The following is a 16,812-nucleotide window of genomic DNA, read 5'->3' on the forward strand; positions in this document are numbered from 1 at the left end:
GAGATGCTGAGTGTGGGCAGTAATGGTCATGCTGGCAATGTTAAACCATTATTTGTACACCTTCAGATTGAAAGAATGACTCCCCTTAGGAGCAGTTCGATTTCAGGATGTCGGTCGTACAGGATTTTGGCGATTTGGCTTCGTACTGTCCCGTAGACGCCAACAGACGGTAGTACATCTCTGTTCCTTTTTTTGTACTTGGAGCAGGCCAGCTTGCTTCAAAATGTTTATGTGGTAGGAGACGGTTGGTCTGGACATGGGTATGTGCTCTGCGATCTGGGAGACATTCATGCTCTCTTTGTCAATGAGCAGCGCAACGATTTGCTGGCGGACCGGATCATTCTCATAAAAGCCTTCTCCATCTGTTATCATCGATAGCCGTTAAGAAAATAATCGAGAAGCTCATCATCGGTCTGTGTCCACTCACGATTGAACGCTTCTGTTAGATGATCATGTACTGTATTTTTATCTCCACGATTTTGCATGACGGCTTGAGCCATTTGCTTCATCTCATTCATTTCACGCTGAAATTGGCTTTTCGGCATAGGAGCACTATGTGACTCTACATAGGTGTCAGCATCAAAGGCTTCGATCTTGCTCAGCAGCTCTAAAAAAGCGGCAGGTGAATAGTTCCAGTCACGCGTGTAAATATCGGGTGCCAGACAATCACCAAGGAAAAGTGTCTTTGTTTCCTTCACATACAACACGATCGAGTCTTGCGCGTGATCTCCACCTACATGCTGCAAGATGCAGGTAACCTGTCCTAAATCGATTTCCAGTCGATCTTCAAAAACAAGGGTAGGAGGTACAATGGAAATTTCGTTGCGCAAAAGTCCAGGAAGCTCCTTCTTGATCATTTCTGCACAAAAGGAAATCTCAATGCCTTCCTCTACGCGCTGATCGAGCGCCGCATCTGACCAAGCCATTTCAGCCAGCTTTTCCATCTCGAATTTTGTTCGGACGTGGGCGATTGCAGGTAAATTCATTTGGCTCAAACCGAAAATATGATCCCAGTGCCAATGAGTCAGCGCTATGAGCTCCGTACGTGGAAGGTCATAGACAGAAAGTCCGCGAAGAAAGAGTGCTGCATGAGCGGGGGAGTTGCCAGCGTCCATAATCAACGTACGGCTTGTACCTGATATGGCTGCGAGAATAGGGCGGTCTGTTTCATGACTGGCAGGCAGATACAAGACATGGTCATTGAGCCGAACGATTTCCTGCTTTTCACGCACCTGATCCCCCAGTTCGGAATGGGCAGCATGGGGTGACAAATCAGAGTAGTAGCGTACGGTTTTTCCTAACTGCTTGGCGTAGGCAATTTCTTTCGCTGTACTCTTCCCGATATAGCCTCCAACATCAATCACGAGGATTTCATCTGCCATGTCTATTTTTTTCGCGTGGATACGTTCAAACAGAGCTTCTTGTTCAGACGTAATGATCATGCCGTCACTTTGCTCGAAGAACCCGAGGCTCTGGACAATGTTGCCTTGCAGGGTGAGAGTAGCTTCCACCTCACGAAATTGTTTTTTGAAGCGGGTAGATCCACATAGAGTGATGATACGCAAATAGGGTCGCTCCTCACTTTATTCATTTTCTTTTCCTAGATCATTGGCTGTGTATGAACAAAATTCCTTCTGTACCTATCTTTTTCGTACGCAGGAATATTGACAGTCTTTCTATGATTCTATAATCTGGAAATATTTAAACGAAAGATTCTGCGCGAAGCAAAAGGAGGACGCATGAAACTTTACGATATTTCCCGCACGCTCAAACGAGGAATGCCTACCTGGCCAGGGGATACTCCTTTTCAGTATGAAGTGAGCTGGCCAAAGTCCGATAGTGGCTCTGTGAATGTAGGCAAGCTGACGATGAGCATCCATACAGGAACACACGTAGATGCTCCCTTTCATTTCGACGACGATGGCAGGAAGATAACAGAGCTTGATTTGAATTTGTATGTGGGTCAAGCAAAGCTCGTTGATGTATCGGGACTAGAAAGCATTGGTGCAGATGATTTGGCGCAGATTGACCTGACAGGCATCACGCGTCTGCTGCTGCGCACGTCCTCTTGGAGTGATCCAGAGCAGTTTCCAGAGACGATTTGTTATCTGCGTCCGGACTTAGCTCCTTTTCTTGCGGAAAAAGGAATTCGCCTGATTGGTGTTGATGTGCCATCGGTTGATCCGCTTGATAGCAAAGAATTGCCTGCCCACCATGGCTTACATCAAAACGATATACACATCTTAGAGGGACTATGGTTAGATGATGTAGAGCCAGGAATGTATGAACTTATCGCCTTGCCTTTATCCATCGTGGAAGCAGATGGCAGCCCGGTGCGTGCAGTACTGCGCCGGTAATTCATTTGACTACATGTTCATGTTCAAGACGAAACAACGAAAAACCGTCCAAGCCGGGTGGCGCGAACGGTTCTTCTTTTTATCTCAATTTACGATCTACCTGATTTGCAGAAGCGGAGAGGTTTTTTCAATCACATCCCAAGCCATGCCACGAGCTTTGAGTCTCGTCAAAAACGGGATCGGATCAATCAACTCGGGAGGGATACAGCCCGTAGTGGTTAAAAGCCCCTCTGCAATCATGTCCACAGCAACAACAGGTGGGATGCCTGTTTGCCAGATCGTCGCCTGGAATTCGGTCTTGTAAAAAACCTCGTCATGATTCGCGATCGTGTAGACGTAAACTTCTTTTCGCTTGTTATCCTTTATGCCTTTGACGAGAGCGCCAACGCTGGAATATCCGTGAATCTTGCCAGCCAGATCAACCGGCTTCGGCATCGTGGTCACAACTACATCACGCGGGGAGACGCGCACGCCTTTTACCTCGATTTCTTCGTCACTGTCCAGCCCCAAATACCGCAACACTTTTAAGGTGTTAACAAAGTCGGGATGCAGCGCGTATTTAAAATCCACATATTTGCAGCCTTTGGCGCGACCGATTGTCTCTCCCAAGGTCGTGGCTTCTTCGTGCTCGACATGATAGCAGTCCAGCCAGCCAATCGGCTCAGGGAATTCAAATTCTTCCTTATTCGCAAAAGGGGAAGGGAAGTATTGCTCGCCTTTGTCCACAGTCCAATAATTGGGTTTGGCCAAACATTCCTGAATCGCCGTTTGTGGACTGAAATAGGAGCAAAAGCCGTCATAATCTACAACCGAATTATCGCCGTCCCGAATCAGAATCGCATCAACCTCGTCCAGCTGGTCAACTGCGTAACGGGCGGCAATATTGGAGAATCCAGGATCACATCCCAGTCCCATGATCCCCAGGATTCCGGCAGCGCGGAACTGATCGTTCCAGGATAGTTGTTTACGCAACCATTGTGGACCGGATGAAGCAGTATCAATATAATGCGTCCTTGTATTCAGGCATGCTTTCATCACTTCAAAATTGTTTTCCGGAAGCCCGATATGAAGCAAAAGATCGATGTCGTCCAGAATGGCCTGCACACTCGACACATCGCGGGCATCTACCCGTTTTACCTGAATCTCCACATCTGTTTCCCTACGCAGCTCTGCAGCGAGCTCCTCTGCAGGACCAATAGAAATATCAGCAAGAACCAGCTTGGTTACGTAACGCGATTTTATCAATTCACACGCACTTACTTGTCCGACACCACCAACGCCTACGATTGCGACTCGCATAGAGTCCTCCTCCCTGATGGGCAAACCGACTATCTTCGCATTCGAAACAACCATTTTTCCAAAAACAATTCTTTGTGACCTACGTACTCTGGAGGGCGTAATCTCAAATTCAATTTCATGGATACCTCCTTGTAAAAAGAGAATGTGTGTTTACTCTATGTATATGATTTGACTCAGACGTCCCATGCGCAAAGAGCATATGAAAAACATGTAAATCCTTTGCTTGATAATAGGCTCGTTTTCTCTAATAATAACGGTGTATAGATCGTGCCGCGAAGCTTCGCGAATGCCAAGAAGGAAAAGGGAGAACAACGATGAAAGCAATGACTTTTGTGCTGTTTGGTGCTACAGGGGACTTGGCAAAACGAAAAATATTCCCTGCCCTGTTCAACCTGTACGTCGATCAAAAGCTGCCAGCCTCTTATGCAATCGTCGGGGTAGGGAGAAGGACGTACACAGTTGCGGAATTTTTACGAAGCGTAGAGCAGTCTGTAAGTGACGCAGCACAGCGCAGGGAGGTCGATTCATCCTGCATCCATGCGTTTTTATCGACGATTCGCTACGTATCAGTGGATGTGACGCAAAAAGATGATTACCTGGCATTACTGGGCCAGGTTATTCAGTGTGAGCAAGAATGGAATCTTCCGCAAAACCGCCTGTTTTACTTGTCGGTTGCTCCGGAGTTTTTCGATGTGATTGCAGGCCATATCAAAGCGAGCGGGCTATGTGAGACAACGGGCTGGAAGCGGCTGATTATCGAGAAACCGTTTGGCCGTGATCTGCAATCAGCGGAAGCCTTGAACGAGAAGCTGTGCGCATCCTTTGCCGAGGAAGAAATCTATCGAATCGATCACTACCTGGGCAAGCCGATGGTGCGCAATCTCGAAGCAATCGAGTTCGCAAACCCAATCTTTCAAGCAATCTGGAATAACAAATATATCGCTAATGTTCAAATCACAGCAAACGAGACTGTAGGAGTTGAAGATAGAGCCGGGTACTACGACCATGCGGGAGCGCTCCGCGACATGGTCCAAAACCATATGCTGCAGCTGCTCATGATGATCGCAATGCATCTGCCAAATCGCATCAATGCAAAGGAAATTCGCAAGGAAAAGCGAAAGGTGATGGAAGCTGTCCGACCAATGGAAACAGAGGATGTCATGAGGAGCGTTGTGCGTGGTCAATATGGTGCAGGCAATCTGCAAGGGCACAGCGTGGTCAGTTACAGGGACGAGCCTGGGGTAGAGGCGGATTCGATGACAGATACGTTTGTTGCTTTGCGTGTATGGATAGATGATCCACTTTGGTCTGGCGTTCCTTTTTATATACGTACGGGAAAACGAATAAAAGAGAAATCGACCAAAATCATTATCGAGTTCAAAAATCCGTTGGAGGGTAGCTATCGCAACCAGCAAACAGCGCCAAACCTGCTCATCCTCAACATCAATCCCGAAGAAGGTATTTCACTGCAGGTTAATCAAAAAAATGCAGCTGAGCGTGGCAAGCTAGAGCCTGTTACCGTTGATTTTTCTACCGATGCAAGCCAAGCTCCGGAAGCGTATGAGCTGTTGCTTTCTGATGCTATACAGGGTGACTCTACTTATTTTGCACATTGGATGGAGGTAAAGCTGGCTTGGAAGTGGGTAACGCCGATTTTAGAGGCATTTGCACAGAACCAGGTTCCCCTGCATGTCTATCCAGCTGGGAGTTACGGACCTCAGGAGTCTGCAGAGCTACTTATGGAGCAAGGATTTTCGTGGTGGCAAGACGAGGAGCGGGAACGTGAAATGTCGGGCGTACACTCCCGATGAGTAAAAGGAGGAGAAGAAAAATGAAGGTCGGTTTGGTCGGTTTGGGCAAAATGGGATTCAATCTTGGTCAAAACCTGCTGGAGCATCAACACCAGGTCGTCGTCTACGATGTCAATGCGCAGGCTGTTGAACAGTTGAGCAGCTATGGAGCGGTTGCTGCTGCAAGTCTTCCTGTGCTTGTGCGCGAGTTGGAAGCGCCCAGAGTGGTCTGGATCATGGTGCCGCATGCAGTTGTGGACACGGTATTAGAAGAAATCACGCCGTTATTGTCTGAGGGCGATATCGTCATTGAAGCGGGGAATTCACATTACAAGGAATCGATCCGCAGGTACGAGCAGGCAAAAAAATTCGGGATTCGCTATATGGATGCGGGCACCTCGGGCGGGGTGGAAGGCGCTCGTCATGGCGCGTGTTACATGGTGGGTGGAGACGCCGACGCGTGGGAGACGGTTGAGCCCCTCTTTCGAGATACAGCAGTGGAGAACGGATACTTGTACGCAGGCAAGGCAGGCAGCGGGCATTTTCTGAAAATGGTTCATAATGGAATCGAATACGGAATGATGGCGGCGATTGGCGAAGGATTCGAGGTTTTGGAAAAGAGCGAGTTTGAATACGATTATGAAAAAGTAGCCCAAGTGTGGAATCACGGATCGGTCATACGCTCTTGGCTGATGGAGCTTACAGGTAGAGCTTTTTCAAAGGACCCAGCATTGGAAGAGATCAAAGGGGTCATGCATTCTTCCGGAGAAGGAAAATGGACGGTCGAAACGGCGCTGGACTTACAGGTCGCTACGCCTGTCATCGCGATGTCGCTTTTGATGCGCTACCGCTCACTGGAGACAGATACGTTCACAGGAAAAGTAGTTGCTGCCCTGCGTAACGAATTCGGCGGACATGCCGTCGAGAAAAACGAAAAAGCGTAAAAGGAGAGAAGGAACTATGCGATTTGGCGTCATCGGCACAAACTGGATCACGGAAGAATTTATTCGAGCAGGCCAGGAGGTAGAAGGCTTTTCTTTGCAGGCTGTCTATTCACGCACGATCGATCGCGCCAATGAATTCGCAGAAAAATTTAGTGCTCCGCATGTGTTTACAGATGTTGAAGAGCTGGCTGCAAGTAAGCACATCGATGCGGTGTATATCGCAAGTCCCAATTCCTTTCACGCCGAGCAAGCAATCCAATGCATGAATCTGGGCAAGCATGTGCTGTGTGAAAAACCTTTTGCCTCTAATGCACAGGAGGTAGAAGCGATGCTTCTTGCTGCAGAAAAGAATAACGTCTTGCTTATGGAGGCAGTAAAATCAACACTTGCACCCAATTTTTTCGCGATTCAGGAAAATTTGCACAAGCTGGGAAAAATACGTCGTTATGTGGCGAGTAACTGTCAATATTCCTCCCGCTATGATGCCTACAAGGAAGGGACGATTCTTCGCGCCTTTGATCCAAACTTTGCGAACGGGGCACTGATGGACATTGGTATTTACTGTCTCTATCCACTGATTGTGTTATTCGGTGAACCGAGCCAGATCAAAGCAGAGGCTGTCATGCTTGAATCTGGAGTCGATGGAGAAGGAAGCATTTTGTTAAAGTACCCTGAGCATGATGCCGTCATCAGCTACTCAAAAATCACGACTTCCTACCTCCCAGCTGAAATACAGGGGGAAGACGCCACTATGGTCATAGACAAGATCAATCATCCGCAAAAGGTAGAAATTCGTTACCGAGATGGGCGAATCGAAGACGTAACAAGAGCCCAAACACCGAAAACGATGCACTATGAAATCAGGGAATTCATGCGCCTGTTCCATGCGGGGGAGAAGGAATCAACCACGAATTCTCATACCGCCTCACTGTTGGCGATGCAGATTATGGATGAAGCAAGAAAACAGATTGGACTTGTTTTTCCAGCAGACCAGCGAGGGGGAGGAAAAGCATGAAAATGTACGATGTAACCGGAGCTATTTATGAGGGAATGACGGTTTACAAGAACAAGCCAGAAAAGCAGCCAAGCTTTAAAACAATCACGAACGGCTACGTAACTGAATCCAGAATCGAGCTGGATGTACATACAGGTACACACGTGGATGCACCGCTTCATATGGTGAATGATGGGGAAACAATGGAGAGCATTCCGATAGAAAAACTAGTTGGAATGTGCAAGCTGCTAGATCTTACACAGCTGGAAGACCGAATTACACAAGCGGATCTGGAGCCATTTCAAATCCAGAAAAATGACTTTGTCTTGTTTAAAACGAGAAACTCATTGGAAGAGGCGTTTTCTTTTTCGTTTGTATACTTGGCAGCAGATGGAGCGGATTACCTCTCACAAATCGGGGTGAGGGGTGTTGGTACCGATGCACTCGGAATTGAGCGTAGCCAGGAAGGTCATCCGACGCACAAAAGTTTGTTTGCAGGAAATGTCATCGTAATGGAAGGACTGCGCCTGCTGGAAGTACCACACGGCGAGTATTTCATGGTAGCAGCTCCTCTCAAGCTCATTGGGACAGATGCGGCGCCAGCTAGAGTGCTCTTGTTCGAAGGAATCACGATCTGATTAGAGTACAAAAAAGAAACCAGTCCGACACATGTGAGGGAAAGCTGAACTGTCACTCACGGTGTTGGACTGGTTTTTCTTTCACGTAAAAGAATTTATATGCACTATGCTGACCCGCACTTGTCGTGTGGCACAATCTCTTTCGTTACCTGGATAAACCGCTTGAGCCCTTCCCGCATTTGCTGATCGTTCAAAAAGGAGTAGCTCATTCTGATCCAGGTGGTTAATTCGCGGACAGGATCACAGATAGAACCGGGCACAAAGGTGATGGACTGTTCGATACTCTTGCTCAAGAGGGTATCCATCGGCGTTGATACAGGCAGCTTTATCCATAAATTAAAGCCGCCTGTCGGACTGTACCATTCCCAACCGGTGCCAGACAATTCTGCTTCCATCAGTTCTTTGCGCATGGCCAGGGCGGTCCGAAGCTTCGCCAAATGCTGCTGCATCCGTTCGGAAAAGAAGTAGTGCAAAAAAATCTTCTGATTCAACAAAGGTGATCCGCTATCTGCTAACGATTTTGCCTTCAGCAAATAATTCATGCAGGCTGGGCGGCAAGCGACAGTTGCGATGCTAAGACCAGGAGCTATATATTTGCTGAAGCTGCGGATATAAATGACGTACCCTGCTGTATCGTAGGAAAAGAGTGGAAGCGGTGGCTCCTCTTCAAAATAAATATCTCGACACGGGTCATCTTCGACCAGGAGACAGTGGTATTTTTCCGCAAGCTCAACCAAGCGCTTGCGCTGCTTCGCAGGAACTACGTACCCCGTTGGATTGTGAAAGGTAGGGTTGAGATAAAAAAGCCGTGGTTTATGCTGCTGCATGAGCCGCTCTACTTCTTCGAGATCATAGCCGTAGGGATGTATCTCGACTGAAATCGTAGTAGCGCCTTGGCGCCTGAACACATCAATGGCAGGGCTGTACGTCGGTCTTTCCAGAAGCACGACATCTCTGTTTTTGATCAGGACCCTGGCAATTAAATCGATTGCTTCCTGTGAGCCAGAGGTAATCAAAAGCTCACTGGGAGACAGGAAGAAACGATAGTGCTTGGTAAAATAGTGACAGAGCGCCTCGCGCAGCTCCAGATCTCCCTGCGTTGTCGAGTACGTCCCGAGCACTTTAGGGTACAGATCAAAAACTTTTTTCACATACTCGGAAAAATAGAGATTCGGCAAAAGGTTAGGGTCAAGCAGAGCGATGGAAAATTGATAGGCAGCTTGCACTTGATGGATTTCAGAGAGATGGCTTTTATGAACGTATGCGGAAACGATGGGGTCATCCTGCCTTGCGACTTGCAGCATACTGCTTGATTGGACATAGTAGCCGGATTTATCTTTGACATATACATGCTGATTTTGTTTGAGCAATTGATACGCTTTAAACACCGTGAGCCGGTGTACATTCAATTCTACGGCGAGCTGCCGGACTGAGGGAAGCTTCTCGTCTGCCTTCCATTCTCCGCGTCGAATTCGTTCGAGTACATAATCATAAACCTGCTCGAACAGCTTCTCAGATAGAGTGCCGGAAGAAATCTCCTTTTTCATGTGCCACCCTCCTTTCACCTAGTATAACGGATAGACATTCAATCTGTTCTGTTTTCTTTCATCTGTTCTGTGTCTACCCCTTTATGATGGTGAAAAGGAGGAGTAGGAAATGGTCCTGTTCAATTACATCATCATGTGTCTGATCTTTGGAACGACTTTTTTGGCAATTAAAGTAGGAATTGATGCGGGGGCGCCGCCCTTTTTCTCAGCGGGCATTCGCTTTTTTCTAGCAGGTGTGATTTTATTTGTCTTCATGGTGTGGAGAGGGAAAGCGAGCCTATCGCTGTTACTCAAAAAAGAGATGTTCCTCACAGGATTCGCTTTGACCTTTGGAGTTTTTGCGACCTTGTATTGGGCCGAACAGTATTTGAGCTCAGGGATTGCAGCTGTTTTGTCAGCAACCGCTCCACTGATGATTCTACTGCTTCAAACCACGATTACGCGAAAAAGTCTTCCCGCGATTTCTTGGATCGGCTGTCTGGTTGGACTTGCAGGTGTTATTTTGATGCTTTTACCTGGACTAACGATTACATTTAGCTCCGTTTGGCTGATGGGCTGCGCGACTGTGCTGTTCGGTCAAGTCTTTTACTCGGTGGGGACGGTATATTCCCGCAGCGTCATTCAACGATTTCAAGATAGTTCGCCGATTGCCCTGAATGCTGCCCAAATGATATATGGGGGAGCACTGCTGCTCATTTTGTCGTTGTTCACGGAGAACGTGCATGTGCAGTCGATGGGTACGCCATCTGCAATCATTTCGCTTGTTTACTTGATTTTTGTCGGGTCGATGATGGGCCATACGATTTTTTATTGGCTGGTCGCCAAGACAAATCCTGTCTTTCCAGCGACGTGGCTCTACATTTCCCCGTTAATTGCGCTCAGTCTAGGGGTCATGTTTTATCATGAGCCGCTATCCGTTATGTCTCTCGTAGGGGGCATAACGATTATCATCGGAATTGTCTTGATTAATCTTTCTAATTTGAAGCAGCTACTGGTCAAGAAGCAAAACGTGATGGGGAATGTAAGTCATCATCGGTAACTCAAACAGAAAAGCATGGGAGAAGATTGGAGAGAAGGGGAAGCAAAAGTCCCTTTCTTTTTTTATGGAGAGAAGGGACTTGCGCTGTTGTGATTGAACGAACCTGTTAGATGAACACCCTTCAATGTTGATTACAAAAAGTCATGGGCAAAAATCACTTTTTGGTACTGAATAGATCTTTGTTTGATAAACATTAACAATAGGCCCACTACCTGCCTTTAAGCAATGGAGGTATTTGCATGATTCATTTCTATTCTTTTGAGGGGACCGTTACAATGATTAGTGATTTCATCATAGGGCAAAATGGTGAAGGGGAAGGCTGTTATAAATTAATATCTGTAGATAACGGTTCGGGAGCATCAGTTAATTTCGTAGTTTCACCGACAACCTACTTTGTAGACCATGTAATGGTGGCAATAGGAGATCACGTAACTGGATATTATGATGGGAATGCGCCTGTTCCTTTTATTTATCCTCCACAATATCGAGCACTTGTCATGGTAAAATACAGCTCATTCCAGAATGTAAAAGTAGATCATTTTAATAGTCAGATGGTGAGTAATGACGGGCAATTACAAGTAAATATTTCTCCAAATACCCAAATCGTGTTAACAAATGGGCAACCCTTTTCTAGAAGCCCCGTGAACCGAGATCTAATTGTTATCTATGGAGCTGCCACAAGAAGTATCCCAGCCCAAACCATCCCCTATAGAATCATCGTTTTGTGTTAGAAGTTATTCTAATTTGTTATTTGCCATAAGATTAGGTATAAAAAACTCGTTCATTTTGGGCGAGTTTTTTGTGTTTGAATCAGAAAAACTTCATCCTCAGCTAATCTGCCCGTCGTATTATGTGATCAACCAGTTCTTTCTGGTTGATCCTTTTTGCATTTGCTCTGAGGATTAAGGTAGCCGGGTCGAACGCAACTGCCCGTGGGACTTGATCCCGAGCGCTATAATGTTCACCTCTACTTGTCATGACCATGATTGAGGCTGGTTGGGACAAATATCCCGTATCACATGCGATGCTGTGGAGCGACAAGAAGATTCATAGAGGCTACCGGTAAATTTACATCAAGGAGGGATTGGATGAATCCAGTTATCGGGTTAGATATCTCTAAAGAAGAAAGTCATGGTCAAGCTTTTTTAGACCGAGGAAAACCGTACAAAAGGACTTTTCACTTTGCACATACGCAGGAAGGTCTCGAAAAACTGCTTCAAGCGATTCGTGACGTTGAGCTTGTATCTGGAAAGCGCCCTACACTGATTCTTGAAGCGACTGGGCATTTCCAAAGCCCAGTGGTTCAGTTCTTAGAAGAGCATCACTATTTATTCATTGTTATCAATCCGCTCATTTCAAACCGCCTTAGAAAATCTAATCTTCGTAAGGTGAAAACGGATGCTGCTGATGCTTATCTTTTGGGCGAATTACACTATAGGGAAGAATTCGAACCTTTCAAAAAAAGGGGAGTTCAGTTGCTTAATCTGGGCTATCTAACGCGGCAATACGAGGCCTTTTCTAAGATGTGTGTGCAAACAAAGTTGCAATTCCAAGCCGTTTTGGATCAAGTTTTCCCTGCTTATAAAGGCGTCTTCGGTGCTATGTATTCAAGTGTTTCACTACGGTTTTTATACGAGTTTCCAACATCATATTCAGTGATTCAAACCGATTCAACAACGCTAAAATCCAAGATCAGTCTTCTACTTTCTTCAAAACGTGGTCGATCAGAAGATTGGATTAACGAGCGAGTTCAAAGGTTGCTGGATGCGGCAAAACAAAATCCATTCCAGTAAACGATGTACTCAAGCCACTTAATTAATCTAAAAATCCTTATCACCCTTATTCTTCAATACCAGGAGCATCTTGCTGAATTGGAACAGAACATAGATGCCCTGGCTAAAGAGATTGAAGAGTATGATTTAATCCAGTCGATTCCCGGTATTGGCCATAAAATTGCGGCAACAATTTTATCGGAAATTGGTGAAATCGACCGATTTGATCACCCAAAGAAGCTGGTCGCCTTCGCTGGCATAGACCCGAGTGTTTTTGCTTCAGGAAAGTTCACCGCAACTCGAAATCGAATCACAAAACGTGGTTCTCGGCAGCTTCGGTACGCGCTAGTAATGGCTGTCCAATGTGGGCTTATCCGCTCTCGCAATACTCGGATAAAGGAGTTTTACGACCACAAAAGAGCTGAAGGAAAGCCTCATAAAGTGGCATTAGTAGCATGAGCGAATAAGCTAGTTCATTGGCTTTATGCCATTTTAAAAAGTAAGAAGTCATTCCGTCCGGATTAATAAAAAGTTAATGGTATAACCTTCCAACAGATCTCAAATTGGGAGGTTATTTGTCATGCTTATTTTTCACTATACCACATGATTTATAATTACTAAGCTGGGAATGTTGACAAGCTATTAGCTGGTATAGTTTAGCAAAGGCTGCCAGTATTAACACCGGCAGCCTCTGTTTGTGTTTGTACCGCTATTGTACCTGCTAGTTTAATTGTGACCGAATAATTTAAGGGGAACCAACCTTACTTTTGAACCTGATTAATTAAGTCTATTAGGTCGGATTGAGCTAATTTATTACTACCTAATTGCTCGCGATTACCGTTGATGTAATAAACAAATCGAGCTAAAAAACCATTTTCGCCGTCCCACCATATTAATTGGCTCGTCTCGTCTTCTTCGTAATACGCTTGTTCTCCATTTTTAAGTTTCACAAGCTGCTTGCCTTGTTTTGATATTTCTTCTGGTTTATCAATAACCTTGCTTAAAATGTAATTTATTTCTTGTTTAGTCTGCTTGTTTTTATAATGAAATACGTATTGTTGGAGTGAATCAGGATTATCAATTGCGATCTCTGTCCGAACATCATTAACTTCAAATGGGAATCTAAAAGGTTCAGTGAACTCATAGAGCATTGATTTACTTCTTTTATCGATATGAGTGCCACCACTACATCCACTTATAAGAAAACACAGTATTAGGAAAATAAAAGAAACACACCTCATTAAATCACCCATTGATCCTCCATGGTAATCTCCTTTATTTGTATGGTTTTTAGAAAAGTATATCGATTTTACCATAAATTGGTCAATGTTATTAAGCATAACTGCCAGTTAGCGTAACAAAGCTGCCGATCATCATCGCGGCAGCTTTGTCGTGGTGTGTTTTTGGTTATCGATCCCGTTAGCTGAACAGGCTGCCGAGGGGCAGCCTCCAAATTCTTAATAACCATAAAGTCATAAAATACATTTTCTATGCAAATAGATTGAACTTTGTAAAGTGAAATTTTTATTAAAAGGTAGGAGCAGGTGGTTCGTCTATTTTCATACGGAGTAAACTATAAGGCTTCTGCCGCAGGTCATTTCCATAATGAAATCTTGCCTGCCGATGTAATTGGTTCACGATGAAATATAAGTATTGATCTGGACCAATAGAAAAAGTATCCGGCCATAAAATTCTTGGATCATGTGCGATGGTTTCCATTATTCCATTTGACAATATCTTTCGAATACTATTGTTTTCATAATCTCCAGCGTAAACGTTTCCTTTTGCATCGGTGATCATTCCATCTGAAGCACCTTTTTCTCCCCAATACTTCACGTGATACTGTAAATTCATATCCGGTATCGTTCGGTCTCTTAGGGCTTCCGATGAAATCGAGTACAGATGACGACTGGAGAGAGGACAGAAATACAACATCTTGCCGTCCGGGGAAATCGCTACACCATCGGATGCCAATCTAAAGGGTGAAGTAGATCCGTCTTTGTTTCGATTCATCAGGATTTTACCTTCAACTTTCGGTAAGAGAAAGAGATCGGGCGAAGTTGAAATTGCCCCGTTTAACCGTCTCCAAGCATAACCCGTTTCTAAATCAACGACAATAATGGCTCCTGGTCCTCGGGAAGACGAATCCGTTATATAAGCATAACCTGCTTTACCAACACGAAAATCAAATCGGACATCATTTAGATAAGTGGTTGGCAGGACAACTTCTTCCGTAAATGTATATACACTTCTTATTGTATTTGAATTTAAATCTACAGCGACTAACTTCGCCCCCCCTTTGATAGGTTCTGAGAAATTAGGAGCTCCTGTATCCAATACCCAAAGCGTTCCATTTCCATCAGCAACGACACTTTGGACACTAATGAAGGACGTTGTGATATTCGATGGGCTTACCACATTAGCGTTTAAACTAGGATAAGGCAGTAATGTATCGTGAACGATTTCAGCCACCGTAAATTTAACGTCGTCTCCCCATTTCGGAAAGCAAATGAAAATACGTCCGGTTTCAGAAACAGTTACGCCTGTAGGCATGGCTCCGTAAAATAAAAAAACCGCCTCAAACTTACCGAAATACTTTTCACTCGGTAACATCACTTGTATAAAATCCTCCTCAATAGGTTCGAACTGCTATCACCTATATATGACTGAATGTGGTTCAAGTGCCTGGATAATAAAATATTATTACGGGAACCCTGCAAGTTTGTGTCTATGACGGACAACGAGTAAATGGTGTTGTGTTTTTGCCTGAGTATCACCGCCAACGAGAGTATGAATAAAAAGAAGTACACTATGCATAGGATCTCCTTCCTTGTACAAGCTCTGGCCATGGACATGGAACGAAATTATTGCTGCTATTCTGGTTTGTGTGCGTGGCCACCATCTATTTCCTTGTTCCAAAAGTGAAAGCTCATGAATTCGTGATGTGCTTTCTTGCGTGTCAGGCTGTGGTATGGACGGTAGAACTGCTGCTCGTTCTTTGATTTGGTGGCCTACCCGTTGCGTGAATTTCCCAAATCTTCGGATTTGAATATCGCGTTCAAAGTGGTGTGGACGCCTGTTGCGAGCGGTCTTTATTACATCTACAGACCTCGTGAGAATAATTTGACGAAGTGTTTTTACTTTGCCGCCTGGATTTCACTGCTCACCTTAATTGATGGGTTGCTAGCCGCAAATACCGAATTGGTCAATTATGTACATTTTCACTGGAGTTTGATGGCGATCGTGTTATCGATTATATTCCTATCCGTCCACGGCCTAGCGCGCTGGTTCTTTAGAGATCGCAAAGTTTTCAAGAAGGAAGCGAGCGAGCAATGAGTTTGCAACTGCAATATGGGATCATCATTTCCGTGTGGATCCTTTCATTAGTTATTGATTCTCTAAACGTCGATTGGCGATTGGCGCTTATTTGTTCAAACAGTGGATTACGTGTATTTTCGGTCATGCCGTGGTCGAACTCCAACTTCTCGCCTATCCCGTAAGGGAGCTTGCCGACGTTAGCCGGACCAGCTTCTCCTATGAATATATGGCTTATCCGATGACATGCGCGGTGTTTAACGCCTATTATCCGTCCCATCGGAGGCGCTGGATTCAATTCGGCTATTATGTATTATTCACTACTGTACTGACGGTGGTCGAGGTGCTTATCGAACAATATACCGATCTGATTTGGTATGTTCGTTGGAACTGGTTTTGGTCATGGGCCACGATTGTTCTCACATTCCTGATGACTCGAGTGTTCTGTGTGATCTACTTCGAAACCATGACACGAGTGGAAGCTGCAAAACAAAAGAACGCAGCCAGTACGACACGTTCTTAAATATGGGGTTCTCCGAAGACGTCTCCCAGCTTGCGCTGTAGTGCTGAAGATCGTCATCATTTTAACGACCAACCCGTAATAATAGGGAGGCCCCTTAAGGGCCTCCCTTTCGCTTGTCATGATTCGCTGCGCTGGTCCGGCAGACGTAATGCGTTTGCTGAAGTTTGCGCTTGATCTAAAAATTCCTCTGCTTGGGTCAATTGCTGCCTGGCTGTCTCCAAAGCTTGTGAATTTGTTGCCGAATTAGATTCACTTATCGAGCTTATCGCCTGATTTAAAGCCGTTTGCGCCTCAGAAACCGCGTTAGATGCATGCTGCTTCAGCGTATTGCCGCTCGAGTTAAGTGTACCTTCTGCCGGTTTTCTTACATTTTCGGTGGCTAGATTGATTTTGTTTTCATTTGGCAAGGTGAGTCCTCCTTCCTTGAGCAAAGATCAATAACTTAAACAGAAATAAGTATGCGGTTGAGATTTTTTTTATATTCTTACGACTGCATGGGAAATATCCGGACCCCACATCTCCGGCAATCATTTTTAGTATTAAGATCCGATGAGTCGGAGAATCTAACGTTGATGAAAAAAGGAGGGAATAATT

Annotated in this window: 15 protein-coding genes and 2 pseudogenes; 10 read left to right on the forward strand and 7 right to left on the reverse strand. The window is 45.2% G+C overall.

Features of this window, described 5'->3' with window-relative positions; all coding sequences use genetic code 11:
* Positions 1–85 precede the first annotated feature (85 nt).
* Both ADS79_RS35845 and ADS79_RS11660 read right to left on the reverse strand, forming a co-directional pair.
* Positions 86–372 (reverse strand): annotated as a pseudogene (locus tag ADS79_RS35845) (ArsR/SmtB family transcription factor).
* Positions 369–1,565 (reverse strand): MBL fold metallo-hydrolase, encoded by a 1,197-nt coding sequence (locus tag ADS79_RS11660; RefSeq protein WP_084765812.1) that lies wholly within the window; start codon positions 1,563–1,565, stop codon positions 369–371. Before ADS79_RS11660 ends, ADS79_RS35845 begins: the two are co-directional and overlap by 4 nt.
* Positions 1,566–1,739: 174 nt before the next feature.
* On the opposite strand from ADS79_RS11660, the gene kynB reads away from it, so the two are divergent.
* The gene (gene kynB, locus ADS79_RS11665; protein ID WP_049738574.1) at positions 1,740–2,357 is read left to right on the forward strand and encodes an arylformamidase; all 618 of its coding nucleotides are present in this window, start codon (positions 1,740–1,742) and stop codon (positions 2,355–2,357) included.
* A 96-nt stretch (positions 2,358–2,453) separates the two neighbouring features.
* Here the strand turns inward: kynB and ADS79_RS11670 are convergent, their stop codons facing one another.
* Positions 2,454–3,656: a saccharopine dehydrogenase family protein gene (locus tag ADS79_RS11670; protein WP_049738575.1), complete on the reverse strand. Its 1,203-nt coding sequence runs from the start codon at positions 3,654–3,656 to the stop codon at positions 2,454–2,456.
* Positions 3,657–3,970: 314 nt separating this feature from the next.
* Between ADS79_RS11670 and zwf the strand changes: the two genes are divergently transcribed.
* From zwf to ADS79_RS11690, 4 genes are read left to right on the forward strand one after another with little or no spacing between them, the layout of a single operon-like run.
* A complete protein-coding gene (zwf, locus tag ADS79_RS11675) occupies positions 3,971–5,467 on the forward strand; it encodes a glucose-6-phosphate dehydrogenase (RefSeq protein ID WP_049738576.1) in 1,497 nt (498 codons plus the stop codon).
* Positions 5,468–5,487: 20 nt separating this feature from the next.
* Positions 5,488–6,390: a phosphogluconate dehydrogenase (NAD(+)-dependent, decarboxylating) gene (gnd, locus tag ADS79_RS11680; protein ID WP_049738577.1), complete on the forward strand. Its 903-nt coding sequence runs from the start codon at positions 5,488–5,490 to the stop codon at positions 6,388–6,390.
* 16 nt (positions 6,391–6,406) lie between these two features.
* Positions 6,407–7,405 (forward strand): Gfo/Idh/MocA family protein, encoded by a 999-nt coding sequence (locus ADS79_RS11685; RefSeq protein WP_049738578.1) that lies wholly within the window; start codon positions 6,407–6,409, stop codon positions 7,403–7,405.
* Positions 7,402–8,022 (forward strand): cyclase family protein, encoded by a 621-nt coding sequence (locus ADS79_RS11690; RefSeq protein WP_049738579.1) that lies wholly within the window; start codon positions 7,402–7,404, stop codon positions 8,020–8,022. Before ADS79_RS11685 ends, ADS79_RS11690 begins: the two co-directional genes overlap by 4 nt.
* Positions 8,023–8,126: 104 nt before the next feature.
* On the opposite strand, the gene ADS79_RS11695 is transcribed toward ADS79_RS11690, so the two are convergent.
* On the reverse strand, positions 8,127–9,569 hold the full coding sequence (locus tag ADS79_RS11695) for an aminotransferase-like domain-containing protein (RefSeq protein ID WP_049738580.1): 1,443 nt from the start codon (positions 9,567–9,569) through the stop codon (positions 8,127–8,129).
* 109 nt (positions 9,570–9,678) lie between these two features.
* On the opposite strand from ADS79_RS11695, the gene ADS79_RS11700 reads away from it, so the two are divergent.
* The 3 genes and pseudogenes from ADS79_RS11700 to ADS79_RS11710 all read left to right on the forward strand — a co-directional run.
* A complete protein-coding gene (locus tag ADS79_RS11700) occupies positions 9,679–10,608 on the forward strand; it encodes a DMT family transporter (protein ID WP_049738581.1) in 930 nt (309 codons plus the stop codon).
* Between the two features lie 239 nt (positions 10,609–10,847).
* A complete protein-coding gene (locus tag ADS79_RS11705; protein WP_049738582.1) occupies positions 10,848–11,339 on the forward strand; it encodes a hypothetical protein in 492 nt (163 codons plus the stop codon).
* A gap of 357 nt (positions 11,340–11,696) precedes the next feature.
* Positions 11,697–12,836: pseudogene (locus ADS79_RS11710) on the forward strand (IS110 family RNA-guided transposase); the annotation flags it as partial.
* Between the two features lie 305 nt (positions 12,837–13,141).
* Here ADS79_RS11710 and ADS79_RS11715 read toward each other — a convergent pair.
* Both ADS79_RS11715 and ADS79_RS11720 read right to left on the reverse strand, forming a co-directional pair.
* Positions 13,142–13,633 carry a hypothetical protein gene (locus ADS79_RS11715; protein ID WP_049738583.1) on the reverse strand — a complete coding sequence of 164 codons (492 nt, stop codon included), beginning with the start codon at positions 13,631–13,633 and terminating at the stop codon, positions 13,142–13,144.
* A gap of 274 nt (positions 13,634–13,907) precedes the next feature.
* Positions 13,908–15,002 carry an L-dopachrome tautomerase-related protein gene (locus ADS79_RS11720; protein WP_049738584.1) on the reverse strand — a complete coding sequence of 365 codons (1,095 nt, stop codon included), beginning with the start codon at positions 15,000–15,002 and terminating at the stop codon, positions 13,908–13,910.
* Positions 15,003–15,386: 384 nt separating this feature from the next.
* Here ADS79_RS11720 and ADS79_RS11725 point away from each other — a divergent pair, with 384 nt between their 5' ends.
* Together ADS79_RS11725 and ADS79_RS34310 are read left to right on the forward strand one after the other, a co-directional pair.
* A complete protein-coding gene (locus tag ADS79_RS11725) occupies positions 15,387–15,716 on the forward strand; it encodes a CBO0543 family protein (protein ID WP_304363558.1) in 330 nt (109 codons plus the stop codon).
* A gap of 91 nt (positions 15,717–15,807) precedes the next feature.
* Positions 15,808–16,218, forward strand: a complete 411-nt coding sequence (locus ADS79_RS34310) for a CBO0543 family protein (protein WP_236699953.1) — start codon at positions 15,808–15,810, stop codon at positions 16,216–16,218.
* Between the two features lie 116 nt (positions 16,219–16,334).
* On the opposite strand, the gene ADS79_RS11730 is transcribed toward ADS79_RS34310, so the two are convergent.
* The gene (locus ADS79_RS11730; protein WP_049738586.1) at positions 16,335–16,625 is read right to left on the reverse strand and encodes a hypothetical protein; all 291 of its coding nucleotides are present in this window, start codon (positions 16,623–16,625) and stop codon (positions 16,335–16,337) included.
* Positions 16,626–16,812: the final 187 nt, after the last annotated feature.

This window comes from Brevibacillus reuszeri (assembly GCF_001187725.1).
Lineage (GTDB): Bacteria > Bacillota > Bacilli > Brevibacillales > Brevibacillaceae > Brevibacillus > Brevibacillus reuszeri.

Bases quoted from the DNA above. Each gene is read 5' to 3' on its own strand.
- kynB (WP_049738574.1), top strand. From the start codon at position 1,740: ATGAAACTTTACGATATTTCCCGCACGCTCAAACGAGGAATGCCTACC.
- ADS79_RS11670 (WP_049738575.1), bottom strand. From the start codon at position 3,656: ATGCGAGTCGCAATCGTAGGCGTTGGTGGTGTCGGACAAGTAAGTGCG.
- zwf (WP_049738576.1), top strand. From the start codon at position 3,971: ATGAAAGCAATGACTTTTGTGCTGTTTGGTGCTACAGGGGACTTGGCA.
- gnd (WP_049738577.1), top strand. From the start codon at position 5,488: ATGAAGGTCGGTTTGGTCGGTTTGGGCAAAATGGGATTCAATCTTGGT.
- ADS79_RS11685 (WP_049738578.1), top strand. From the start codon at position 6,407: ATGCGATTTGGCGTCATCGGCACAAACTGGATCACGGAAGAATTTATT.
- ADS79_RS11690 (WP_049738579.1), top strand. From the start codon at position 7,402: ATGAAAATGTACGATGTAACCGGAGCTATTTATGAGGGAATGACGGTT.
- ADS79_RS11695 (WP_049738580.1), bottom strand. From the start codon at position 9,569: ATGAAAAAGGAGATTTCTTCCGGCACTCTATCTGAGAAGCTGTTCGAG.
- ADS79_RS11700 (WP_049738581.1), top strand. From the start codon at position 9,679: ATGGTCCTGTTCAATTACATCATCATGTGTCTGATCTTTGGAACGACT.
- ADS79_RS11705 (WP_049738582.1), top strand. From the start codon at position 10,848: ATGATTCATTTCTATTCTTTTGAGGGGACCGTTACAATGATTAGTGAT.
- ADS79_RS11715 (WP_049738583.1), bottom strand. From the start codon at position 13,633: ATGGGTGATTTAATGAGGTGTGTTTCTTTTATTTTCCTAATACTGTGT.